Raw genomic sequence first — 22,630 nt, forward strand, 5'->3', positions numbered from 1 at the left:
GCGGCCCTCGCACCTCGCTGCAGGTCAGTGGGGGCGGCCCTCGCATATCGCCTGCGGGCGGTGGGGGTGGACCGCGCAGTTCCCCGCGCCCCTGACGGGGCCCGCCCCCACCCCCGCCCCCAAGGGGCGCGGGGAACTGCGCAATCACCCGACCAACCCGCAGCTTTCACGGGCACGGGAACCCACAGCTCTTAGGGGCGCGGGGAACGGCGCAACAAGCCCAACCGGCCCGCCGCTTTTAGGGGCGCGGGGAACGGCGCAAACACCCCCACCGCCCGCACCCGACACCCCACCCCAGCCACCACTTGCAGGGGCGCGGGGAACGGCGCGAACACCCCACCGGCCCGCAGCAGAACGCACTCACCCGCCCGCCAACCTCACCTGGACTGAGAAGACATGCTCCGTACCGCCCTGCGCAACGTGCTGGCGCACAAGGCCAGGCTCCTGATGACCGTGCTCGCCGTGATGCTGGGCGTCGCGTTCGTCTCCGGCACCCTGGTCTTCACCAACACCATCTCGGACGCCTACCAGAAGAGTTCCGCGAAGGGCTTCGACCAGGTAGACGTGGCCGTCGAGCCGGACTCCCCGGACGACGGGAGCGACGACCTCGGCAAGGAGCCCGAGCTGTCCCAGGCGGTGCTGGACAAGGCCGCCAAGGCCCCCGGCGCCGAGTCCGCCATCGGCGTGGTCACCGGCTTCACCGCCATCGCCGACAAGAACGGCAAGCTCGTCGGCGGCGGCTTCCAGTCGCAGGGCGGCAACTACTGGGGCGACAAGGACCCCCGTTACCCGCTGAAGAACGGCAAGGCCCCCTCCGGCAAGGACGAGGTCGCCATCGACGCCGAGACGGCCGACCGCGCCGGCTACAAGGTCGGCGACACCGTACGGCTCTCGGTCGACGGCCCGGTCCTCACCCCCACCATCTCCGCGATCTTCACCACGGACGACGGCAACGTCGCCGCGGGCGGCAGCCTCGCCCTCTTCGACACGGCCACCGCGCAGCAGCTCTTCCACCGCACCGGCGCGTACGACGAGATCGACGTGAAGGCGGCCCCGGGCACCAGCCAGACCGCGCTGCGGACGAACCTCGACAAGGTCCTCCCGCAGGACACCACCTCCACCACGACCGGCCAGGAACTCGCCGACGACCAGGCCGAGATGATCGCGGCCGAGATGAGCGGCCTCAAGACCGGCCTGCTGGTCTTCGCCGGCATCGCGCTGTTCGTCGGCACGTTCATCATCGCCAACACCTTCACCATGCTGGTCGCCCAGCGCACCAAGGAACTCGCGCTGCTGCGCGCGGTGGGCGCCTCCCGCAAGCAGGTCACCCGCTCGGTGCTCCTCGAAGCCTTCCTGGTCGGCGCGGTCGCCGCCGTCACGGGCCTGCTCGCCGGTATCGGCATCGGCGCGGGCCTGCGCGGCCTCATGGGCCTGCTGGACGCCACGGTCCCGGCCGGACCGCTGGTCGTCACCCCGGGCACGGTCGGCACGTCGTTCGCCGTCGGCATCCTGATCACCATGCTGGCCGCCTGGCTGCCGGGCCGCCGCGCCGCGAAGATCCCGCCGGTCGCGGCGATGAGCAGCGTGCACGCCACGGCGACCACCAAGTCGCTGGTGCTGCGCAACACCCTCGGTGCCCTGGTCGCGGCGGCGGGCGTCACCGTCGTCCTCTACGCCACGACGATGAACGGCACGGACGGGCAGGCCCCGATGGGCCTCGGCGCAGTCCTGCTGATCATCGGTGTCTTCATCCTCACGCCCCTTCTCTCCCGCCCGCTGATCGCGAGCGCCGCCCCGGTCCTGCGGATCTTCGGTGTCTCGGGCAAGCTGGCCCGCCAGAACTCCGTACGCAACCCGCGCCGCACCGCCGCCACGGCCTCCGCCCTGATGATCGGGCTGACCCTCATCACCGGTATGACGGTGATGGCGGGCAGCCTGCAGAAGGGCATCGACAAGATGGCCACGTCCGCGCTGCAGGCGGACTACGTGGTCTCCATGGCGAACTTCAACTCCCTCTCGCCGGACGTCGAGAAGAAGCTCGCCGCGACCGACGGCGTCACCGCCATCAGCCCCATGCGCAACGCGCCCGCGCGCATCGACGGCGAGACCGAGTACGTGACCGGTGTGAAGGGCTCGACGATCGGCGACCTGACCGATCTGAAGGTCGAGGACGGCTCCTTCAAGGTCAGCCGCACGCAGGTGGTGGTCGACGAGGACACCGCCGAGGACCACGGCTGGAAGGCCGGTTCGACGTTCTCCGCCTCGTACGAGGACGACAGGAAGCAGCGGCTGACGGTCGCCGGTGTGTACGAGGGCAACGAGATGATCCGGGGCATCATGGTCGACGTCGCGACCCTCGCCCCGCATCAGACGGACCCCGCCGACATGCAGGTGATGCTGAAGACCTCCGGCGGCCCGTCCGACGCGACCAAGGACAAGCTGGAGAAGGCCCTCGGCAACAACCCGGCCGTCAAGGTCCAGGACAAGAAGGACGTCTCGAACGAGATCGCGCAGATGTTCACGCTGATGCTGAACATGCTCTACGGCCTGCTCGCGATGGCCGTCCTCGTCGCCGTCCTCGGCGTGATCAACACCCTCGCCATGTCCGTCTTCGAGCGTTCGCAGGAGATCGGCATGCTCCGCGCGATCGGCCTCGACCGCAAGGGGATCAAGCGGATGGTCCGCCTGGAGTCGCTGGTCATCTCCCTCTTCGGCGGAGTGCTCGGCGTGGGGCTTGGCGTGTTCTTCGGCTGGGCCGCCGGTGAACTCGCGGGCGCCAAGATGCCGACGTACGAGCTGGTGCTGCCCTGGGACCGGATGGCGGTCTTCCTGCTCCTGGCGGCGGCCGTCGGTGTCCTCGCGGCCCTGTGGCCGGCCCGCCGGGCGGCACGCCTGAACATGCTGTCGGCGATCAAGTCCGAATAGGCACCCCCGTACACCCCGCGTGCCGAGGGGCCCGTTCCATCCGGAACGGGCCCCTCGGCACACATCGGTGCACTCAGTTCCAGGTACGGGATCGCAGCGGCATGCCCGACGCGCCGGAGCCGGGCGTCCGTACCGCCAGCACCTGGTTCACGCCGATGCGGTTGCGTTCGAAGGCGAGCGCCGAGGCGGCCATGTAGAGACGCCAGACGCGGGCCCGGCCGGGGCTGGTGAGCTTGACGGCCCGCGGCCAGTCCGCCTCCAGGTTGGCCACCCAGCGGCGCAGGGTGAGCGCGTAGTGCTCCCGGATGGACTCGACGTCACGCACCTCGAACCCGGCGCTCTCCAACTGCGTCACGGTCTCGCCGATCGGCTCCAGCTCCCCGTCGGGGAAGACGTACGCGTCGATGAACTCGTCGATCTCGTACGCCGATTCGTCGCGCCACGGCCGGCGCCCGATCTGGTGGTTCAGCAGCCGTCCGCCCGGCTTGAGGAGGGCGAACAGATCCCGCGCGTACTCCAGATAGCGTTCGCTGCCGACGTGTTCGGCCATCCCGATGGAGGAAATGGCGTCGTACGGACCGTCGCCGACGTCCCGGTAGTCCTGGACGCGGATCTCGACCCGGTCGGTGAGCCCCTCCTCCGCGACGCGCTTACGGGCGTACGCGGCCTGCTCCTGGGACAGCGTCACGCCGACGACGCTCACGCCGTACTCGCGGGCCGCGTGGATGGCCATCGAGCCCCAGCCGCAGCCGACGTCGAGCAGTCGCATGCCCGGCTTCAGCTCCAGCTTGCGGGCGATCAGTCCGAGCTTGTCGCGCTGGGCGTCCTCCAGGGTGCCGTCCGGGGCCTCCCAGTAGGCGCACGAGTAGACCATGGACGGCCCGAGAACGATCTCGTAGAAGTCGTTGCCGACGTCGTAGTGGTGGCTGATCGCCCGCCGGTCGCTGCGCTTGGTGTGCAGATGGGAGAGCTGGGACCGTCTGCGCACCTCCTCGCGGGGCGGGGCGGGCGGCAGGGGCGAGCCCGCCATCCGTACGAGCCCGCGCACGGCGGACCGTACGTCGGGGTCCCGCAGGGACTGGGCCAGGGTCCTGGCGTCCTCCCCGCGCTCCCAGACCATCTCGGCCACCGCGTCCAGTACGGCGTACAGGTCGCCGTCCACCGTCAGGTCACCGGCGACCCAGGCCCTCGCCAGGCCCAATTCCCCCGGCTTCCACAGGAGTCGGCGCAGCGCCCGCCGGTTCCGTACGACGAGCACGGGTGTGCCCGGCGGTCCCGCTTCCGAACCGTCCCAGGCACGAATCCGCACCGGGAGCGGGGCTCCCAGCAGCTGTTCCATCAGCGCCTTGAGCCGAAGCGCCGCGTCCTGCATGACGCACACCTCCGTGACGAGGAATTCCACAAACTCCAACACCACGTAAACACCAACGGGGCCGGAGCGCAGTCCCGCGAAAGCGTCATGTTCGAGCAAAATACATGCACCCACCACGTACCCGAACCCCCGAAGACCGAGGACTCGCCCCCGCCGCCCCTACCCGTTCCCGTCCCGTTCTCGAGGGCTCCGCCCCCGAACCCCCGCTCCTCAAACGCCGGAGGGGCTGACTACCAGCCCGTCCGGCGTTTGAGGACGAGCGCGCAGCGCGATACGGGGGGCGAGGGGGCGCAGCCCCCATGCGTGACGGGAACGGGAAGGGGCGGCGGGGGCGAGGAAACGCCGAAAGGGCCCCCCGCACCACGGATGGCGGGAGACCCCTTCAGGGAAAGCAGGGAAAGCGGGTGGGACGGTGACCGAAGGTCAGGAGGCCTTCGCCTTCTCCTCCGTCTTCGCGGCAGCGACAGGCGCGGGCGCCGGCTTGGCCGCCTCGTAGAACTCCTCACGAGGAGTCTCCATCGCCCCGAGCGAGACGACCTCACGCTTCAGGAACACGGCCAGCGTCCAGTCCGCGAAGACCCGGATCTTCCGGTTCCAGGTCGGCATGGCCAGCCCGTGGTACCCACGGTGCATGTACCAGGCCAGCCGCCCCTTGAGCTTGATCTTCATCTTGCCCATGACGATGAACGCGACGCCCTTGTGCAGCCCGAGCCCGGCGACCGCACCCTTGTTGGCGTGGCTGTACTCCTTCTGCGGGAAGCCCCGCATACCGGAGATCACGTTGTCGCCGAGGACCCGCGCCTGACGCAGCGCGTGCTGCGCGTTCGGCGGGCACCAGGCGTTCTCGTTGCCGGCCTTGCGGCCGACGAGGTCCGGCACCTGGGCGTTGTCGCCGGCGGCCCAGATGTAGTCCGTGCCCTGCACCTGGAGCGTGGTCCGGGTGTCGACGTGGCCACGGGGACCGAGCGGCAGGCCGAAGCGGGAGAGCACCGGGTTGGGCTTGACGCCGGCCGTCCACACGATGGTGCTGGAGTCGACCTCCAGGCCGTTCTTCAGGACCACGTGGCCGTCGACGCAGGAGTCCATGGAGGTGGAGAGGTAGACCTCGACCCCACGTCCTTCGAGGTGCTCCTTGCCGTACTGGCCGAGCTTGGGGCCGACCTCGGGAAGGATCTTGTCCGCGGCGTCAACGAGGATGAAGCGCATGTCCTCGCGGGACACGTTGGTGTAGTACTTCGCGGCGTCCCGAGCCATGTCCTCGACCTCGCCGATGGTCTCCGCGCCTGCGAAGCCACCGCCGACGAAGACGAAGGTCAGCGCCTTGCGGCGGACATCCTCGTCGGTCGTGGAGTCGGCCTTGTCGAGCTGTTCGAGGACGTGGTTGCGCAGGCCGATGGCCTCCTCGATGCCCTTCATGCCGATGCCCTGCTCGGCGAGGCCGGGGATCGGGAAGGTGCGGGAGACCGCGCCCATCGCGATGACGAGGTAGTCGAAGGGCAGCTCGTACGCCTCGCCCACGAGGGGGGCGATCGTGGCGACCTTGCGGTCCTGGTCGATGGTCGTGACCCGGCCGGTGAGGACTTCCGCCTTGGGCAGCACGCGTCGCAGCGGGACGACGACGTGCCGAGGCGAAATGCTGCCTGCGGCTGCTTCGGGGAGGAAGGGCTGGTAGGTCATGTACGACCGGGGGTCGACGACCGTGACGGTCGCCTCGCCGTAGCGCATCTTCTTGAGGATGCGCCGAGCTGCGTACAGGCCTACGTACCCACCGCCTACTACGAGGATCCTGGGACGCTCCGTGGTGCTCATGCCATCGAGTATCCACCCGCCCCAGGGGGGTCGCTCGTGCGCCCCTTCACAAGCTTCTTCACACCCTCTGCTACACTGCGCCGCCCACGTGACCCAGGTCATGTTCCGGCAGGGGAACCAGCGCGCGCCGCGACCCGTTGTCAATGCCGCCTGAGCTGCCACTCCGGCCCTTCGGGCCCCCTGGACCAGTACCCCTCTTCACGTGATCGCAGCATCCCCGAAACGGTCCGTTGACCATGGACCGAACCCCTCCGGAAGCCCTTGAGGAGCCGGAAGGAGGAAAACCTCCCTCAGCAGGACCGATTCTCTTGTGAAGAACTTCACGAAGTTTTCCGCGGGCCTGTCGCGAAGGTCGTTCACCAGCCCTCCGCAGGGCCCTCAAGTGCGCTCATACGTTGTCGGGACTGCTCAGCCGAGGGCGCTGAAGCGTAGCGAAGCGGGCTGCGGCCCGGGCCCCGTTCAGGCCACGGACCACGCGATGCCGTCGAGGATGTCGTGCTCGCTCACGACGACCTCCCGCGCGCCGGTCCTCTCCATGATCGCGAGGAGTACGAGGGCGCCGGCGCCGATGACGTCGACGCGTCCCGGATGCATCGAGGGGATCTCCGCGCGCTCGGCGTGCGAGGCGGCGAGCAGCCGCTCGGTGATCTCGCGGACCCGCTCCAGGGAGACCCGGGAGTGGTGGATGGCCTCGGAGTCGTACTCCGCGAGCCCCAGGGCGATCGCCGCGACGGTGGTGACGGAGCCGGCCAGCCCGACCAGCGTGCGGGCCTCGCGCAGGGGCACGGACTCCTCGGCGAGGTCGAGGGCCGCCTCGATGTCGGCGCGGATCGCCCGGACCTGCTCCCCGGTCGGCGGGTCGGTGACCACGCCGTCCCGGACGAGGTGGCGTTCCGTCATCCGTACGCAGCCGATGTCCACCGAGCGGGCGCCCCGCACGTGGTCGTCGCCGACGACGAACTCGGTGGAGCCGCCGCCGATGTCCACCACGAGGTAGGGCTTGGCCAGGTCGTCACGGCCCGTCAGCTCCTTCGTGGCGCCCGTGAACGAGAACTCGGCCTCCTGGTCGCCGGAGATGACCTCGGGCTCCACGCCCAGGATGTCGAGGACGCCGCGGACGAAGTCATCGCGGTTCTGGGCGTCTCGGGAGGCGGAGGTGGCGACGAAGCGGAGGCGTTCGGCGCCGTGCTCCTTGATGACCTCGGCGTACTCGCGGCAGGCCGCGAAGGTGCGCTCCAGGGCCTCGGGGGCGAGGCGGCCCGTGCGGTCGACGTCCTGGCCGAGCCGGACGATCGTCATGCGGCGGTCCAGGTCGACGAGTTCGCCGGTGGCGGGGTCCGCGTCCGCGACGAGCAGGCGGATGGAGTTGGTGCCGCAGTCCACGGCGGCGACGCGAGTCATGACAGTGGTCTCCTGTTGCGATCGTCCGGGGGGCCGCCCCCGCCGCCCCTACCCATTCCCGTCACTACACAGGGGCTCCGCCCCCGAACCCCCACTGCGCAGTTCCCCGCGCCCCTAGGTATCTAGGGGCGCGGGGAACTGCGCAATCCTTTACGCCCACCCCAGGCACCCTGGCTTTTAGGGGCGCGGGGAACTGCGCAATCTTTTTCGCCCGCCCTCACCGGGGTCAGGCGGAACCCTCAGCCCTCCGTCGGAACGACGCACGCGCCCTTGCGCCACCACTCCGGCAGCATCGCGATCGCCTCGTCGCCCAGGGGGTTCACCCCCGGCCCCGCGGCCAGGGAGTGCGCGACCAGCACGTGCAGGCACTTCACCCGGTCCGGCATCCCGCCCGCGCTCGGGAATCCCTCGAGCACGTCGATGGCGTCACGCCGCGCGATGTAGTCCTCGTGCGCGGCCCGGTACGCCTTGGCCAGCTCGGGGTCCGTGGCGAGACGGTCCGTCATCTCCTTCATGACGCCGTTCGCCTCCAGCGTCCCGATCGCGGAGGCCGCGCGCGGGCACGTCAGGTAGTACGTCGTCGGGAACGGCGTCCCGTCGGGAAGCCGGGGAGCCGTCTCGACGACGTCGGGCTGTCCGCACGGACAGCGGTGCGCGATCGCGCGCAGCCCGCGCGGCGGCCGCCCGAGCTGCTGCTTGAAGGCCTCGACGTCGGCGTCGGTGGGCTCGGTGCGCGAAGTGGGCGGCGGGGGCGTTTCCATGCCTTGGCTCTGTGTCCTTCTGGTTCAGTTCACTGGTCGGAGGCGTCGGCCTTGTCGACGCCGTCCCAGACGTTGGCGTACCAGGCCCGGTCGGCCGCCGTCCGGTCCGTACGCGTCTTCTTCGCCGCGTCGGGGTCGATCACGATGAAGCCGGTCTCGCCCGGCATCACGTAGTGCAGCCGTTCCCGGATGCGCTGCTCGGCGTACGCGTCGTCCTGCCAGCGCGCCTTCAGGTCGCGCAGCTCCTCGACGCGCTCGCGGGCCTGCTCGCGCTCGCGCTGCAGATCGGCGACCTCGGCACGCTGGGAGACGTACTGCCTTATGGGATAGGCGAGGGCCACGACGAGCGAGCAGAGCACGAGGGCGAGGAGCGCCGCACGGCCGGTCAGCCGCGAGCGGCGCGCCTGGCGTTTGGTCTGGGAGCGGTAGACACGGGCGGCGGTCTGCTCGCCGAGCACCCGCAGCCTGGTCGCGGTGGAGAACCGGTCACGGTCCTTCACAGCCATCTGTCCCGCCTCCCCGATACGTACGTACGTCCCCGCACACGGTACGGGACCGGTACGGGGACGTACGTACGACGCTGCCTACAAGGACGTCAGCCCTTGAAGCGGGGGAAGGCCGAGCGGCCCGCGTACACCGCGGCGTCGTCGAGGATCTCCTCGATGCGCAGCAGCTGGTTGTACTTGGCGACGCGGTCCGAGCGGGCCGGGGCGCCGGTCTTGATCTGGCCGCAGTTCACCGCGACCGCGAGGTCGGCGATGGTGACGTCCTCGGTCTCGCCGGAGCGGTGGGACATCATGCACTTGAAGCCGTTGCGCTGGGCCATCTCGACGGCGTCCAGGGTCTCGGTCAGCGAGCCGATCTGGTTGACCTTGACCAGCAGGGCGTTGGCGGAGCCCTCCTCGATGCCGCGGGCGAGGCGCTCGGGGTTGGTGACGAAGAGGTCGTCGCCGACGATCTGGACCTTGGAGCCCAGCTTCTCGGTGATGACGTTCCAGCCGGCCCAGTCGTCCTCGTACAGCGGGTCCTCGATGGAGACCAGCGGGTACGCGGAGACGAGCTCCTCGTAGTACTCGGTCATCTCGGCGGCCGAGCGGGACTTGCCCTCGAACTCGTACTTGCCGTCCTTGTAGAACTCGGACGCGGCGACGTCCAGCGCGAGGGCGACCTGCTCGCCGGGGGTGTAGCCGGCTTCCTTGATGGCTTCGACGATGAGGTCGAGGGCCTCGCGGTTGGAGCCGAGGTTCGGGGCGAAGCCGCCCTCGTCGCCGAGGCCGGTGGACAGACCGCGGCTCTTCAGGACCTTCTTGAGGGTGTGGTAGACCTCGGCGCCCCAGCGCACGGCCTCGGAGAAGGACTCCGCGCCGATCGGGGCGATCATGAACTCCTGGATGTCGACGTTCGAGTCGGCGTGCGACCCGCCGTTCAGGATGTTCATCATCGGGACGGGCAGCAGGTGCGCGTTCGGTCCGCCGAGGTAGCGGAAGAGCGGCAGGTCGCTGGCCTCGGAGGCGGCGTGCGCGACGGCGAGCGAGACGCCGAGGATGGCGTTGGCGCCGAGCGAGCCCTTGTTGTCGGTGGCGTCCAGGTCGATCATCGCCTGGTCGATGAGGCGCTGCTCGGTGGCGTCGTAGCCGACGAGCTCCGGGCCGATCTGCTCGATGACGGCGAGAACGGCCTTCTCGACACCCTTGCCGAGGTAGCGGTTGGGGTCTCCGTCACGGAGTTCGACTGCTTCGAAGGCACCGGTGGAGGCGCCGGACGGAACGGCGGCACGACCCGTGCTGCCGTCGTCGAGGCCGACCTCGACCTCGACCGTGGGGTTGCCTCGGGAGTCCAGGATTTCCCGGGCTACGACGACGTCGATGGACGGCACGAGCATCTCCTTCTGGGATGTGACACAAGCTGTGCCGGGCCGGAGGCCCGGTTGGGCGCAGGCCGTGGTGGCCCCGCGGGATGAGCCTAACCGGCTGCCGGGGATCGGCCAGCCCTCGACCGCCTCCTGGACAGAACCGAGAGGAAATTGTTTCCGAACGGAACAAAACGAGGGGGCGAAGCGGCAAGAAAAAGCCCCGCCCCGGTGCGTACGGGGGAACACGCACCGGAACGGGGAGCCCGTGGGGGACGGGGGTGGCCCTCACGAGGCCTCCACTATGGAGGACACGGATGTGAGAGCGCTGTGGTTCAGTCGCGATTCGGATGTGGGCCGGACTTCCGGTCGGGGCCGAGCGGCCAGTGCCTCGACCGGAGGTGAGGTCCCGGCCCCCGAAGTGGGGACGCGACCGCCGACGGCGGATCAGCTGAGGTGCAGCTGCTGACCCGGGAAGATGAAGTCGGCGTCGTCGACGATGTCGTCGTTCAGCTTGTAGAGCTTCGCCCAGCCGCCCTTGACGTTCTTCTTGTCGGCGATCTCGCTGAGGGTGTCGCCCTTGACGACCTTGTACTCGCCGTCGCCCTTCTCGACCTTCTTGCCGGTCGGGGTCTCGACGGTCTTCTTCGCGGCCGGACGGTCCTGGGAACGCGAGGCGCGCTCCTCGGAGGACTGCGAGTTCTGCTGCTGCGGCTGCGTGGTGCTCTGGCCGGAGCCGTTGGAGTCCGAGGAGCCCGACGGGGTGGTGGAGCCACCGGTCGAGGCGCCGGACAGGCCCACGCCACAGCTCGGCCAGGCACCCTTGCCCTGGCTCGCGAGAACCTTCTCGGCGACGGCGATCTGCTGGGACTTGGACGCCTGGTCGGCGGTGGAGGCGTACGAGCTGCCGCCGTACGCGGCCCAGGTGGAGGCCGAGAACTGCAGGCCGCCGTAGTAGCCGTTGCCGGTGTTGATCGACCAGTTGCCGCCGGACTCGCACTGGGCGACGGTGTCCCACTCGGAGGCGGTGGCGGCGGAGGCTCCCGTGGCGCCCATCAGCGGGACGGCGACGGCGGCGGTGGTGACACCGGCCAGCGTGGCGATACGGGTGGCCTTGGACGGGCGGCGGTGCTTGCCCTTGTTCGAAAGCAGCATGAAGTGATCCCCTCACCGACGCCTGCGAGGTGAGCTGTCGGGTTCGGGCCGAGTGAGTTGCCCGGCCGCGTGACACTGCTGTCACGCGGCTTAACCCCAAGCCGTACCCGGTCTCGAAGACCGGTTCCGGCACTTACCTTGGGTCCCCCGCTCCTGCCTACGGCGCTTTACGCGACGACTGTTCCCGTACGGCCGTTGGCAGGATTCGGCGTGCGACCGTCGGGGCTCACCAATGGCGAGCGGTCACGACCGTAGACACGGGCCGCGCCGAATTTCAAAGACGATCAGGGGTGTTGAGATCCATGTCTCAATTCACCAAATCGGACATTCAGCTCGAACTACCGCTGATTTTCGCCCGATTCGGCGCCTTGATCACCACTTGCTCGACATCGCTCAACCGTCCACGGCGATGCGCTGACCGGGGATGATGAAGTCCGGGTCGGCGCCGATGCTGTCCTTGTTCGCGGCGTAGAGCTCGCTCCACCCGCCGTCGATGCCAAGGGAGTCGGCGATGCTGGAGAGACTGTCCCCGGAACGGACCGCGTACGAGCCTTCGTCGGCGAGGACGCGGGAGGTGCTGTCGCTGCGCGAGGCGTGCCGGCCGGCGTAGTCGTCCGCACGGGGGGCCATGTCGACCTCTTCGGCGCTGCCGCCGCGGTGACGGCCGGAGCTGTCCGCGACCGCGTCGACCGAAGCGTCGTCGTTCTGGGATGACTTGTCCGAGTCGTCACCCTTCGCCTTGGTGTCCGCGGACGAGCTGTCCGTTCTCTGTGCGTCCGAGGCCGAGCCGTCGGCGGACTTCGAACCGCTGCCGGTGGACGAGTCGGACTTCGCGCTGCCGCTCTCCTTCGTCTCCTCCGTGTCGGCCGACGAACCGGTGGAGTCCTCGGCGACGCCCGTGTCGACATCGGCGGAGTCGGAGTCCTGCGTCAGACCGGCGACGAGACCGCAGGTCGTCCAGGCACCCGTTCCCTGGTCCGCGAGGATCTTCTCGGCGACGGCTATCTGCTGCGAACGGCTGGCCTGGTCGGCGCTCGGCGCGTAGTCGAGGCCGCCGTGCTCCTCCCAGGTCTCCTGGGTCATCTGGAGGCCGCCGTAGAGCCCGTTGCCGGTGTCGGCGCTCCATGAGCCACCGCTCTCGCACTCGGCGACCGCGTCCCAGGTCGTACCGCTGGCGGCACTCGCGCCGCTCGCACCGAGCAGGGGGATCGCGATGGCCGATCCGGCCACGCCGGCGGCGACGAGGAGCGCCGGAGCCTGGCGGGGGCGACGATGACGGCCGTTCCCGGAGAGCATGCGATTGCCTTTCGCGTGACAGCAAGGAATACGCACAGGGCACAGCGGAAAGCCGTGCTCGTGACTGCTGCGACGGGCGGGACCTGCCGCATTGATGGGTGAACGTAGCGGCACTCGAACTCTTGTCACAAGTCGGTGCAGCGTAGATAACGTGAAGATCACAGAGTTGACGGAGTCTCACCTTCCGTCGACTTCGGTGCTACGGCCGCAAGGACATCCGTCAAGACTTCGCGACCGGGGTGAACTCCACCGGAAGCGTGCGCAACCCCCGCATGATGAGCCCTCCCCGCCACCTCAAATCGGCTGAATCCCCCGCGAGTTGCAGGTCCGGCAGCCGGGTCAGCAGCGTGGCCAGTGCCGTCTGGCCCTCCAGCCGTGCGAGGGGCGCACCGAGGCAGTAGTGGATTCCGTGCCCGTAACCGAGGTGTTGGTTGTCACGGCGGGAGAGGTCGAGGGTGTCCGGGTCCTCGAACCGGTCGGGATCGCGGTCGGCCGCCGCGAGGACGACGAGCACGGGGTCACCGGCGGCGATGTCCTGCCCGCCGACACTGAGCGGTTCGGTGGCAAACCGCCAGGTGGCCAGTTCCACGGGTCCGTCATAGCGGAGCAGTTCCTCCACGCCGGTCGCGAGCAGGTCCGTGTGGCCGGCCGCGAGGGAGTCCTGCAGCCGCCGCCGCTGCCCCGGGTGGGTGAGCAGGGCGTAGGTGCCGTTGCCGATGAGGTTCACGGTTGTCTCGAAACCGGCGAACAGAAGGATGAAGGCCATCGCCGCGGCCTCGTTCTCGCTGAGGTGCTCGCCGTGGTCGGAGGCCCGGATGAGACCGGAGATCAGGTCCTCGCCCGGCGCGGGCTCGTCCGTGAGTTCCTGGCGCTTGCGGTGGATCAGCTCGGCGAGGTAGCCGCGCATCTTCTTGACCGACCGCGCGACACCGCCCCTGGGCCCGCCCCCGTGCCGGATCATCATCCCGGCCCAGTCCCGGAAGTCGTCCTGGTCCTCGCGCGGAACGCCGAGGAGATCGCAGATGGCGTAGATGGGGAGCGGGAAGGCGAAGTCGTGGATGAGGTCCGCCTCCCCCTTCTCGGCGAACCCGTCGATCAGCTGGTCCGTCAGCTCCTGCACACGGGAGCCGAATTCGGCCACCCGCCGGGGCGTGAACGCCTTGCTGACGAGCCGCCGCAGCCGGGTGTGGTCCGGCGGGTCGATATTGAGCAGGTGGGTCATCAGCTCGGCCTTCCGCTCGCCCGGAATGCCGGTCTTGCCCTTCGCGTGCGCGGGTTCGTCGTGATGGGCGGGGTTCTTGCTGAGCCGGCCGTCGGCGAGGGCCTGCTTGGCGTCCGCGTAACGGGTGACCAGCCATGCCTCCACCCCGCTGGGCAGCTTCGTCCGATGCACGGGAGCGTACTCACGGAGCCAGGCGTACGCCGGGTAGGGATCGGTGGCGAACTCCCAGCTGAAGAGTTCGGGTACGGGCTGCCCCGTGGTCGGCGCGGGCGGCTGTGCAGGCGTTTCGGTCACTCCTCGACGGTATCGGGAGGCACGGCCCGGGCCCGCGCGGCGGTCTGCCGGGCCGCTGCAGCCGCCCCCTACCGGTCGCGACTTGGCCCTGTTCGCGCGCTTCACCCCAGGCTGTCCCGGAATGCTCCGCCCCTTGACTGTCCGGCTCTCCGGCTATCTACGCTCGCGAGCGTGGACCCCGAGATACTCCGGACCAGTTTCGCGGTCGTCGAAAGACGGGCCGAGTTCGCGCTCAAGTACTTCTACTCCCATCTGTTCTGGCACCACCCCGATGTCCGCGCCCTGTTCCCGCTGGACTCCCCCGAGGACAAGGAACGCCAGCGGGACCGTCTGTTCACCGCCCTGGCGCTCGTCGTCGCCCGCCTGGAAGGGCCGGGGCTCCACGAGTACCTCCGGGAGCTGGGGCGGGACCACCGGAAGTATCTGGCGCGCCCCGAGCACTACACGGCCGTGGGGGACAGCCTGATCGCCGCGTTCGCCGCCGTGTCCGGGTCCGCGTGGAGCGCGGAGGTGGAGAAGGCCTGGGACGAGGCGTACACGCTGGTCGCGGACGCCATGCTGGACGGCGCGGGGGAGGCGGAGAGCCAGGGGCAGCCGTCCTGGTGGAACGCCGAGGTCGTCGGCCGCACCGCGCACCGGGACGATCTCGCCGTGCTGACGCTCCGTCCGGACCGGCCCCTCCCCCACCTGCCCGGCCAGTACGTGAGCGTCGGCAGCCCCCGGGCCCCGGGAGTCTGGCGCCCGTACTCCGTCGGCAACGCGCCCCGCTGCGACGGCACCCTCGATCTGCACGTCAGCCTCGTCCCGGGCGGCGCCCTGTCGCCCGAACTGGTCCGGCGCACCCGCGAGGGCGATGTCCTGCGGCTCGGCCCGCCGGGTGGCCGACTGGCCCTGCGTACGCCCGTGGAGCGGCCCCTCACCTTCATCGCGGCCGGTACCGGCTGGGCTCCGGTGAAGGCACTGCTGGAGCACCTGGGGCGGGCGCCCGGCGCATACGACGAGGCCCGGCTCTTCGTCGTCGCCCGCGATGTCGCCTACCTCTATGACCGGGTCGTGCTCGAAGGGCTGCGCGGGCGGGTGCCCTGGCTGGACGTCACCGTGATCACGCCCGCACCGGGGCGGCCGAAGGGGCAGGCCACGGAGCGGCTGCTGACGGCTCTGGGCAACCGGGCGAACTGGGCGCGCCACGATGTCTATCTGGCGGGGCCACCAGGGCTGGTCGAGGTGATCTCCTCGGTGCTGCCCCGGCTGGGCGCCGAGCCGGAACGGGTCTTCTGTGACGAACTCCCCTCCACGGGGCGGGAACGTGCCGTGGACGGGGGCCGGCCGCTGGGACCCGGCGCGTGGCTGCTTCAGCGGCCCCGGCCACGGTAGCTCGCCGCGTGGGGGCGGTGTTCTCGTCTGCGGGTGCCTTGTGGCCGGGTGCGCAGTTCCCCGGGCCCCTTACGGGGCACGGTCAGGACTCTGAGGCTCGTATCGCGTCCCGGTAGGTGCGGGCGGCTGCTCTGAGGGCTGCTTCCGGGTCCACGCCGGACTCCTCGGCCCGGACGGCCAGGGCCAGCAGTTCGTAGCCGATGCCCTCGCCGCGGGGCAGGGGCGTGTCGAGGCCGGCCGTACGCGCGCGGGAGGCCAGCTTGGCGGCCAGCGCGAGGGCGGGCTGGCCGAGCGGGACGCCCTCCGTGACGGATGTCCGCTGCTTCTCCTCCGCCTTGGTGCGCAGCCAGTGCTCCTTGACCTCCTCGGGCGTGGAGGCGCTCTCGTCGCCGAACACGTGCGGGTGGCGGTGGATCAGCTTGGTGACGATGCCGGCCGCCACGTCGTCGATGGAGAAGGGCTCCGACCCGTCCTCCGGGCTGCCCTCCTCGGCGATCCGGGAGTGGAAGACGACCTGGAGCAGGACGTCGCCTAGCTCCTCGCGCAGTTCGTGCCGGTCGCCCTCCTCGATGGCCTCGACGAGTTCGTACGCCTCCTCGATGCCGTACTTGGCGAGGCCCTTGTGGGTCTGCTGCGACGACCAGGGGCATTCGAGGCGGATGCGGTCCATCACCTGGACGAGGTCCAGGAGGCGGGCGCCCGGCAGGTCGTACGAGGCGGGGAGCAGTTCGAGGTCGGGCATCCGGACCCGGCCGGTGCCGGCCAGCCGGGACAGGCCGTCCGTCAGGCGCGGTTCGCCCTCGCCGGTGGCGACGACGGTGACCGTGTGCCCGCCGGCGCAGGCGTCGACCAGCTCCTGGGCGCCGGGCGCGGCCTCCTCGACCTGGATGCCCGCCTCGCGCAGGTACGGCAGTTGCGGGTGGGCGCCGTCCGCGCACAGGACGCGGTCGGCGCCGTGCAGCGCCTGCCAGGCGGGCCAGGACAGGAGTCCGGGCGCGACGCGGTGGCTGGTGGTGAGCAGGACGATGCGCCCGGGGCTGGATGCGTTCACACCCCGAACGTAACCCACGCCACTGACAGCTCGGTCACGCCGTCTTCTGGGCGGCCGCCGCCGTGACGTCACGCACCCACGGCAGCTTGGCGTCGACGCGGCTGCTCTTCTCCACGTCCCAGCTGCCGTACCGGGGGTTCAGGTCGACGTCCAGCTTCTTGGAGGCCTCGGACAGCGCCTTCCAGAAGGCCGGCTGGCTGGTGTCCGTGCCGAGTGCGGAGGCGAGCTTCTGGGCCTCGATCTGGACGCGGAGGTTGTCGTCGAGCCGCTCGGGCGGCACCCCGTACTGCTGGAGCCAGCTCACTTCCAGGGCCTTCGCACCGCCGGCCTGCTGTTCCAGGCCGGTGCGGGCCTCCTGGATCTCCTTGCGGGTGACGGTCACGCCCGCGTCGTCGGCGGCCCGGTGCAGCACGCGGTCGAGGACCATGCCGTGCAGGGTGTCGCGGGTGAGGCCGCCGGACTTGGCGATGGCCTGCTCGTACTGCGCCTCGCCCGTGGTGGCGGCCCGCTGGGCGGTCCGTACCTCGTTCACCCGGTTCTCCAGCTGGGAGACCGTGATGCGGTCGTCGCCGACGACGGCCGCGGCACCGGGATGCGCGTCGCTGCCACAGGCGGTCAGGAGGGGGGCCGCGGTGACGAGCGCGGCGGTGAGGAGGAACGCGGTGCGACGGCGGCGGTGCAAGGAAAACCTCCTGTAGGAGATTGTGCGACGGTGCACAAAGTCTTGCGGTGATCGATGTTAGGCAGGGGACCGGCTCTCGGCCACCCATTCGACCCAACGATTCGCCAGGACTTCGGGCACCCTCCCACGGGCGCGCGGTTCAGCCGCGGACCTGCCCCAGCCACTGCAGGGTGCGGCCGATGTCGCCGACCAGCGGATGGCCGGGGCCCCGCAGCCGTTCGACGTCGTACCGGAGCCGCGCCAGCGTGTCGTGGGCGGCGGCCCGGTCGCCGAGCGCGAGGAGCAGATGGCCGATGCGGCGGCGTACCTCGAAGGACAGTTCGGCGTCCTGGGCGACGTACTGGTTCTCGTAGTACGGCAGCAGCGCGCGGTACTCGGCCAGCGCCGCCGCCGGTTCGCCGAGCTGTTCGAGGCACTGGGCGGCCTCGTAGCGAAAACGCAGGGACTGCGGGTCGGCCTGGCCCGCCTCGGTGGCCCGTTCGTTGGCGAGGCGGCGCAGTTCGGGCAGGGCGCGGCGGTACTGGCCGTCGTCCATCAGCGTGGCCGCGTACTGCTTGCGCAGGGTGCGTACGACCGGGGAGTGCTCGCCGTGCTGGGCGGCGGCGGCCGGGAGGATCTGGCCGAGGATGTCGACGGCCTGGGTGATGCGGCCCTCGCCGAGGAGCCGCTTGACCTCGTCGACCGCTCCCGCGACATCGGGTTTCTCGACGGCGGGCGCGGCCTGCGGCTGCGCCGCGGGGGTGCGGGCGCGGTCCGGCCAGGGGGCGTGCGGGCGCAGAAAGGGGCGGGTGGGGTCGAGCGGCCCGCCGGACGGGATCCCGCGCGCGGGCAGCAGCGGCAACAACTGCTCGTACGTCTCCTGGGCGGAGTCCGGGCGGTGCTGCGGGTCCTTGGAGAGCAGCCGCAGTACGAGGGCTTCGAGCGCCTCGGGCACCTCGGGGCGCAGCCGGCGGACCGGCAGGGGCGGCTCGTAGAGGTGGCGGTGCAGCACGCCGAGGGCGGTCGATCCGGAGAACGGCACGTCACCGCTGAGGAGTTCGTGCATCAGCACCCCGAGCGCGTACAGGTCGGTGTACGGGCCGACCGCGCCGCCCATCGCCTGCTCGGGGGCCATGTAGGCGGGCGATCCGATGGGTGAGCCGGTGTGCGTGAGGCGGGTGGTGTCGGTGTCCATCACGGACGCGACGCCGAGGTCGAGCACGGTGACCGTGCCGTCCTGCTTGATCATCACGTTCCGCGGCTTGAGGTCGCGGTGGACGATCGGCACGGCGTGCACGGCGGAGAGCACCGCGCACAGCTGCGCGGCGACCGAGACGGCCCACTGCCAGGGGTAGGGGTCGTGCTCGGCGAGGTGGTCGGAGAGGTCGGCCCCGTCGACGTACTGCATGACGAGGAACAGCTCCTCGCCCTCGCTGCCCGCGTCGTGGACCGTGACCAGGCCGGGGTGGTCGACCTGCGCGGTGACGCGGCACTCGCGCACGAAGCGGCGGCGCAGCTCGTCGGCCTCCTGGCCCGCGACCTTGTCGGGCCGCAGCAGCTTGACGGCGACACGCCGGTCCAGGCGCTGGTCGTACGCCGTCCACACCTGGCCCATGCCGCCCTGTCCGATGAGCGTGGACAGTTCGTAGCGGCCGGTGATCACCCGTCCCGGCGCCACGGTCATCTGCCGTCCTCGTGCTTGCGGAGGTAGTCACTCAGCTCGTCGAGCTCGGCGCGCACCTGGTCGATACGGGCGGGCGCGGGGCGCTGCGGCGGCGGGGTCGGCGCGGCGGACGGGGGCCGGGGCGGTGCCTGGGGTATCGGGACCGACGGCGGCACCGGTGTGTGCGGGCCGGTCGTGGCGGCGTACGGGGGCTGCGGATAGCCGTACGTGTGCGCCGGGGGCCGGCTGCCGCCTGCGTACGCCTGATAGGAGTAGTCCAGTGCGTGGAAGTGGCGGATCTCCGCCGCGAGGTAGTACGAGATCGCGGGGACGAGGGAGCCCACGAGGAGGGCCAGGCCCGTCCAGCCGCCCGGCGTGTGGATCTCCTCGCCGGGCTCGGTGCCGAGCAGGACGAGACCCAGGGCCTCGGCCGCGAAAGTGGCCACCAGGAGACCCCAGTCGAGCGATTTGCGGGTCACGAGCGCCAGGCGCAGCATCATCACCCAGCCGAGAAGGCCGAAACTGCACACGGAGATCACCACGAAGAGCACGCGCAGGAAGACCAGCAGGCCGGTCGAGGGTGGCGGCTGCACCGGCTGCGCCTGGCCGTGGCCTTGCATGGTCGCTCCTGGAGGCCTGATGGGGACGGACGGAAGTATGGACGTACAAGTGCGGAGTCCGAGCGTATAGGCCGACAAGGACAACTGGTCCAGGGTTGTACCGAACCGTTGTCGTGCTGGTCACCGCGTCCGTCCCAGAGGTCTCAGCCGGGCTCGACCGTGCCGTCCGTCAGGCCGTCGTACATGCCCCGGACCAGCTGCTCGCCGAGGCGTCCCGCGAGCCGCAGCGTCTCCTCGAACTCGGCGAGCGCGCGGAACCGTTCGCCGTAGACGCGCTGCTGTTCCAGGGGCAGCCGGGGCAGTTGAAGACGGCGCACGTCGAGCCGGGTCGCGGTGGACGCATAGCTGCTGGCCTGGCGGTTGTTGGCGGTGCCCCGCAGAAAACCGGCGAGGAACCACGGGTCGAGCGCGGCCGGATCGGGGCGCAGCAGCGCGAGGTTGCGGCCCAGGGCGGCGCCCGCCGTCGCCTCGTCGACCACGCGCGCGATGGAGCCGCCGCCGAGCACGGGCACGACGACGTCCCCCGCCTCGGTCAGCACGGGTTCCTCGTCGCTGTCGGGCAGCGTGCCGGAGGGTGCCGTGCCGGCGAGGACGTCGTGGTCGGTGAGGACGGGCACGCGCGCGTGCCCGCCGCTGCCTCCCGTACGCAGCTGGAGCGCGCCCCCGCGCGCGAGTTCACCGATCGTGGTGAGCGGCCAGCGGACGGGCGGGCGCGGCGCGGCGGGCGGCGGGGTGAGGCGGTCGGTCAGCCGCAGGGTCTCGCCCAGGCTGTCGCGCACGTCCGCGAGCCGCTCGCCGCCGCCGGCCGCGGGGGGCGGCAGATGACGGGCCGGGGCCAGGTCGACGTCGTCGTCGAGGAGTTCGATGACCGGCACGCAGCGGCTGAGGCCCGGCTGCTCCGGCACGGTGCCGGTCCGGTCGAAGGGGCGCCAGGCGTCGAGGACGGCGGTGCGCACGGCCTGCCAGTCGAGACCGCCGCGGCTGTCCGCGGTGAACACGCCCGTGTCGGCGAGCAGCACCTCGGGCCGCGCGGCCTGCGCGACGAGCGCGGGCTTGCGCAGCACCCACAGGTGCAGCGGGAGGTTGTACGGGGGCGCCGCGCCCGGCGGCAGGGCGATCACCGCGCGCAGGGCGCCGCGGCGCAGCAGGTCGGCGCGGATACGGCGGCCGGAACGGCGGGACGCGGCGGCGGGCGGCATCAGGAGGACGGCGACGCCGCCCTCCCTGAGGCGGGCCAGCGCGTGCTGCACCCAGGCCAGTTCGGACTCGGTGCGGGCCGGGAAGCCGTACTCCCAGCGCGGGTCGTAGGCCAGCTCGTCGTGCCCCCAGTTGCGCTCGTTGAACGGCGGGTGGCACACGACGGCGTCGGCCCGGAGGCTGTCGAAGGCGTCCGCGCGCAGGGTGTCGGCCGCGGCGGTGCGCACGACGGCACGCGCGTGGAGGGCGAGACGCAAGGCCGTCAGGGCCGCCAACTCGGGTGCGCTGTCCTGGCCGTCGAGGTGCTGCTCCTCGGTGGCGGGCGCGCCCTGGGCGGCCGCCACCGCGCGCAGCAGGGCGCCGGTGCCGCAGGCCGGGTCGAGGACGGTGGTGGCCGGTCCGGCGAGGTCGGCCATCAGGGCGGCGAGGCCGGTCGGCGTGAGCGTGTACTGGCGGGGGTTCGCGTCGAGGTGCCTGCCGAGCAGGAACTCGAACGCCTTGCGCGCGTCCAGTTCGGCGGCGAGTTCGGCCGCGGCGCGCAACAGAGGTGCGGACGGACGCAGTTGGACGGCGGTCGGGGTGGCGACGGCCCGCTTGCGGATCGCGCCGAAGCGCGGGGTGAGGACCTGGTCGAGCGGCGCGGGCAGCAGGTCGGCGAGGCGGGCGTCGGAGCCGGCGCTCACCTCCAGCCAGACCGTGGGCCGGTCGTGGACCAGCAGGAGAGCGCAGCCGACATGGATGAGGGCGGTGACGGGGCCCTGCGGGTGTCCGGCCACCTGCTGCCAGACGCGCTCGCGCAGGGGGACCTCGGCCAGCTTGCCCTGGGCGCGCAGCCAGTCCTCGATCTCGGTGAGCGCGAAGGAGGGGCTGGTCTCGGTGCCGCCGACGGGTTTGGGGAAGTCGGCGTGCCGGCGGCGCCAGTTGCTGACGGCGGCGCGGCCCACTCCGGCGAGCCGGGCGATCCCGGCCGCGGTGACCTCTGTCCCGTTCTCCTGCACCCGTCCGGCTCCCCTCGTCCGATGTGACGTCCGTCTGGTGTGTGGCGTCGAGCATAGCGACGCAGGCAAGGTCTACCCATTCACGGACGTGTATACAACCATCTCCGTGAATCGTGTTGACTCGGTTCACAAGCTCTGCTGTGATTGACCCATCGGATGAACGGCCGCCGGGTGAAGGCGGTCGTCAACCTCTGGAGAGGGGACTGTCGTGGGCGCCAAGGGAAAGATCGCGCTGGGGGTCGTCGTAGGTGTCGTCGTCATCGGCGCGGTGTCGGCGAACGCGGGCGACGGGGACAGCGGTTCCGGAAACGGCAGGGGCTCCTCGACCTCCGCCGGACGCGAGTCCGGCAAGCAGGCCAAGGACGACACCGACGCCGACGCCGACGCCGACGACGACGACGACGCGGCCACGAAGAGCGACACCAAGGCCGGCAAGGCCGAGGGGGCCGGGAAGAAGGCGGCGTTCCAGGGCGACGGTGACTTCCAGGTCGGCACCGACGTCAAGCCCGGCACCTACCGGACCACCGGCAACACCGACGCCCTCTGCTACTGGGAGCGTTCCAAGGACGCCTCGGGCGAGATGGACTCGATCCTCGCCAACGACAACGTCAGCGGCACCAGCTACGTGACGATTTTGAAGAGCGACAAGCTCTTCAAGACGAGCGGCTGCAAGGACTGGGAGGCCGTGGACGCGAAGGCGTCCGGTACCCCGGCCACGCTGATCAAGGGCGACGGCGGGATGCACAAGGTGGGCGCCGACATCGCCCCCGGCACCTACCGGTCCTCCGGCAACACGGACGACCTCTGCTACTGGGAGCGGACCAAGGACTCCTCCCATTCGATGGAGTCGGTCATCGCGAACAACAACGTGTCCGGCTCGGCCGTCGTGACCATCGCCGCCGGGGACGCGTACTTCAAGACCTCGGGCTGCAAGGACTGGAAGAAGTCCGGCTGAGGTCCCGCCCTCTCCTTCTCCCCTCCC

Annotated in this window: 17 protein-coding genes and 1 riboswitch; of the genes, 3 read left to right on the top strand and 14 right to left on the bottom strand. The window is 70.8% G+C overall.

Annotated features, from left to right (window positions below; genetic code table 11):
* Nucleotides 1-396: 396 nt before the first annotated feature.
* The gene (locus IE278_RS06940) at nt 397-2,925 is read left to right on the top strand and encodes an ABC transporter permease (RefSeq protein ID WP_189769767.1); all 2,529 of its coding nucleotides are present in this window, start codon (nt 397-399) and stop codon (nt 2,923-2,925) included.
* A 73-nt stretch (nt 2,926-2,998) separates the two neighbouring features.
* Here the strand turns inward: IE278_RS06940 and IE278_RS06945 are convergent, their stop codons facing one another.
* The 9 genes from IE278_RS06945 to IE278_RS06985 form a co-directional block, all read right to left on the bottom strand.
* Nucleotides 2,999-4,297: an SAM-dependent methyltransferase gene (locus IE278_RS06945; protein ID WP_189769769.1), complete on the bottom strand. Its 1,299-nt coding sequence runs from the start codon at nt 4,295-4,297 to the stop codon at nt 2,999-3,001.
* Nucleotides 4,298-4,720: 423 nt separating this feature from the next.
* A complete protein-coding gene (locus tag IE278_RS06950; protein WP_189769771.1) occupies nt 4,721-6,106 on the bottom strand; it encodes an NAD(P)/FAD-dependent oxidoreductase in 1,386 nt (461 codons plus the stop codon).
* A 459-nt stretch (nt 6,107-6,565) separates the two neighbouring features.
* The gene (locus IE278_RS06955; RefSeq protein ID WP_189769773.1) at nt 6,566-7,507 is read right to left on the bottom strand and encodes a Ppx/GppA phosphatase family protein; all 942 of its coding nucleotides are present in this window, start codon (nt 7,505-7,507) and stop codon (nt 6,566-6,568) included.
* Between the two features lie 239 nt (nt 7,508-7,746).
* Nucleotides 7,747-8,268: a DUF501 domain-containing protein gene (locus tag IE278_RS06960; RefSeq protein WP_189769776.1), complete on the bottom strand. Its 522-nt coding sequence runs from the start codon at nt 8,266-8,268 to the stop codon at nt 7,747-7,749.
* Between the two features lie 29 nt (nt 8,269-8,297).
* Nucleotides 8,298-8,774, bottom strand: a complete 477-nt coding sequence (locus tag IE278_RS06965) for an FtsB family cell division protein (protein WP_107015644.1) — start codon at nt 8,772-8,774, stop codon at nt 8,298-8,300.
* An 89-nt stretch (nt 8,775-8,863) separates the two neighbouring features.
* Nucleotides 8,864-10,150, bottom strand: coding sequence for a phosphopyruvate hydratase (gene eno, locus IE278_RS06970; RefSeq protein WP_189769778.1), 1,287 nt, complete (start codon nt 10,148-10,150; stop codon nt 8,864-8,866).
* 414 nt (nt 10,151-10,564) lie between these two features.
* Nucleotides 10,565-11,272 (bottom strand): LysM peptidoglycan-binding domain-containing protein, encoded by a 708-nt coding sequence (locus IE278_RS06975; protein ID WP_189769780.1) that lies wholly within the window; start codon nt 11,270-11,272, stop codon nt 10,565-10,567.
* Between the two features lie 4 nt (nt 11,273-11,276).
* Nucleotides 11,277-11,447, bottom strand: a riboswitch (cyclic di-AMP (ydaO/yuaA leader).
* 218 nt (nt 11,448-11,665) lie between these two features.
* Complete coding sequence (locus IE278_RS06980; RefSeq protein ID WP_189769782.1) at nt 11,666-12,568, bottom strand: LysM peptidoglycan-binding domain-containing protein; 903 nt, start codon at nt 12,566-12,568, stop codon at nt 11,666-11,668.
* A 220-nt stretch (nt 12,569-12,788) separates the two neighbouring features.
* Entirely contained in the window at nt 12,789-14,084 is a 1,296-nt protein-coding gene (locus IE278_RS06985) for a cytochrome P450 family protein (RefSeq protein WP_189769784.1), read from the bottom strand.
* A 171-nt stretch (nt 14,085-14,255) separates the two neighbouring features.
* Between IE278_RS06985 and IE278_RS06990 the strand changes: the two genes are divergently transcribed.
* A complete protein-coding gene (locus IE278_RS06990; RefSeq protein WP_189769786.1) occupies nt 14,256-15,458 on the top strand; it encodes a globin domain-containing protein in 1,203 nt (400 codons plus the stop codon).
* Nucleotides 15,459-15,540: 82 nt separating this feature from the next.
* Here IE278_RS06990 and IE278_RS06995 read toward each other — a convergent pair whose 3' ends face one another.
* The 5 genes from IE278_RS06995 to IE278_RS07015 form a co-directional block, all read right to left on the bottom strand.
* On the bottom strand, nt 15,541-16,527 hold the full coding sequence (locus IE278_RS06995; RefSeq protein ID WP_373311921.1) for a nucleoside triphosphate pyrophosphohydrolase: 987 nt from the start codon (nt 16,525-16,527) through the stop codon (nt 15,541-15,543).
* Between the two features lie 16 nt (nt 16,528-16,543).
* Nucleotides 16,544-17,191: a SurA N-terminal domain-containing protein gene (locus IE278_RS07000; RefSeq protein ID WP_189769790.1), complete on the bottom strand. Its 648-nt coding sequence runs from the start codon at nt 17,189-17,191 to the stop codon at nt 16,544-16,546.
* Nucleotides 17,192-17,330: 139 nt separating this feature from the next.
* Nucleotides 17,331-18,854, bottom strand: a complete 1,524-nt coding sequence (locus IE278_RS07005) for a serine/threonine-protein kinase (protein ID WP_189769792.1) — start codon at nt 18,852-18,854, stop codon at nt 17,331-17,333.
* Nucleotides 18,851-19,453 (bottom strand): hypothetical protein, encoded by a 603-nt coding sequence (locus tag IE278_RS07010; RefSeq protein ID WP_189769794.1) that lies wholly within the window; start codon nt 19,451-19,453, stop codon nt 18,851-18,853. The genes IE278_RS07005 and IE278_RS07010 overlap by 4 nt, the downstream gene beginning before the upstream one ends.
* A 143-nt stretch (nt 19,454-19,596) precedes the next feature.
* Entirely contained in the window at nt 19,597-21,648 is a 2,052-nt protein-coding gene (locus tag IE278_RS07015; protein ID WP_189769797.1) for an N-6 DNA methylase, read from the bottom strand.
* Nucleotides 21,649-21,856: 208 nt separating this feature from the next.
* Between IE278_RS07015 and IE278_RS07020 the strand changes: the two genes are divergently transcribed.
* Nucleotides 21,857-22,603, top strand: a complete 747-nt coding sequence (locus IE278_RS07020; protein ID WP_189769799.1) for an Rv1352/Rv1906c domain-containing protein — start codon at nt 21,857-21,859, stop codon at nt 22,601-22,603.
* The last annotated feature ends 27 nt before the right edge of the window (nt 22,604-22,630 follow it).

The sequence above is a fragment of the Streptomyces tauricus genome (assembly GCF_014650955.1).
GTDB classification, from domain to species: Bacteria; Actinomycetota; Actinomycetes; order Streptomycetales; family Streptomycetaceae; genus Streptomyces; species Streptomyces tauricus.

What these genes read in the sequence shown, in the direction of transcription:
- IE278_RS06975 (WP_189769780.1), bottom strand. Translation starts at nt 11,272, where the DNA reads ATGCTGCTTTCGAACAAGGGCAAGCACCGCCGCCCGTCCAAGGCCACC.
- IE278_RS06960 (WP_189769776.1), bottom strand. Translation starts at nt 8,268, where the DNA reads ATGGAAACGCCCCCGCCGCCCACTTCGCGCACCGAGCCCACCGACGCC.
- IE278_RS06965 (WP_107015644.1), bottom strand. Translation starts at nt 8,774, where the DNA reads ATGGCTGTGAAGGACCGTGACCGGTTCTCCACCGCGACCAGGCTGCGG.
- IE278_RS06950 (WP_189769771.1), bottom strand. Translation starts at nt 6,106, where the DNA reads ATGAGCACCACGGAGCGTCCCAGGATCCTCGTAGTAGGCGGTGGGTAC.
- eno (WP_189769778.1), bottom strand. Translation starts at nt 10,150, where the DNA reads ATGCTCGTGCCGTCCATCGACGTCGTCGTAGCCCGGGAAATCCTGGAC.
- IE278_RS06940 (WP_189769767.1), top strand. Translation starts at nt 397, where the DNA reads ATGCTCCGTACCGCCCTGCGCAACGTGCTGGCGCACAAGGCCAGGCTC.
- IE278_RS06955 (WP_189769773.1), bottom strand. Translation starts at nt 7,507, where the DNA reads ATGACTCGCGTCGCCGCCGTGGACTGCGGCACCAACTCCATCCGCCTG.
- IE278_RS06980 (WP_189769782.1), bottom strand. Translation starts at nt 12,568, where the DNA reads ATGCTCTCCGGGAACGGCCGTCATCGTCGCCCCCGCCAGGCTCCGGCG.
- IE278_RS07010 (WP_189769794.1), bottom strand. Translation starts at nt 19,453, where the DNA reads ATGCAAGGCCACGGCCAGGCGCAGCCGGTGCAGCCGCCACCCTCGACC.
- IE278_RS06945 (WP_189769769.1), bottom strand. Translation starts at nt 4,297, where the DNA reads ATGCAGGACGCGGCGCTTCGGCTCAAGGCGCTGATGGAACAGCTGCTG.
- IE278_RS07005 (WP_189769792.1), bottom strand. Translation starts at nt 18,854, where the DNA reads ATGACCGTGGCGCCGGGACGGGTGATCACCGGCCGCTACGAACTGTCC.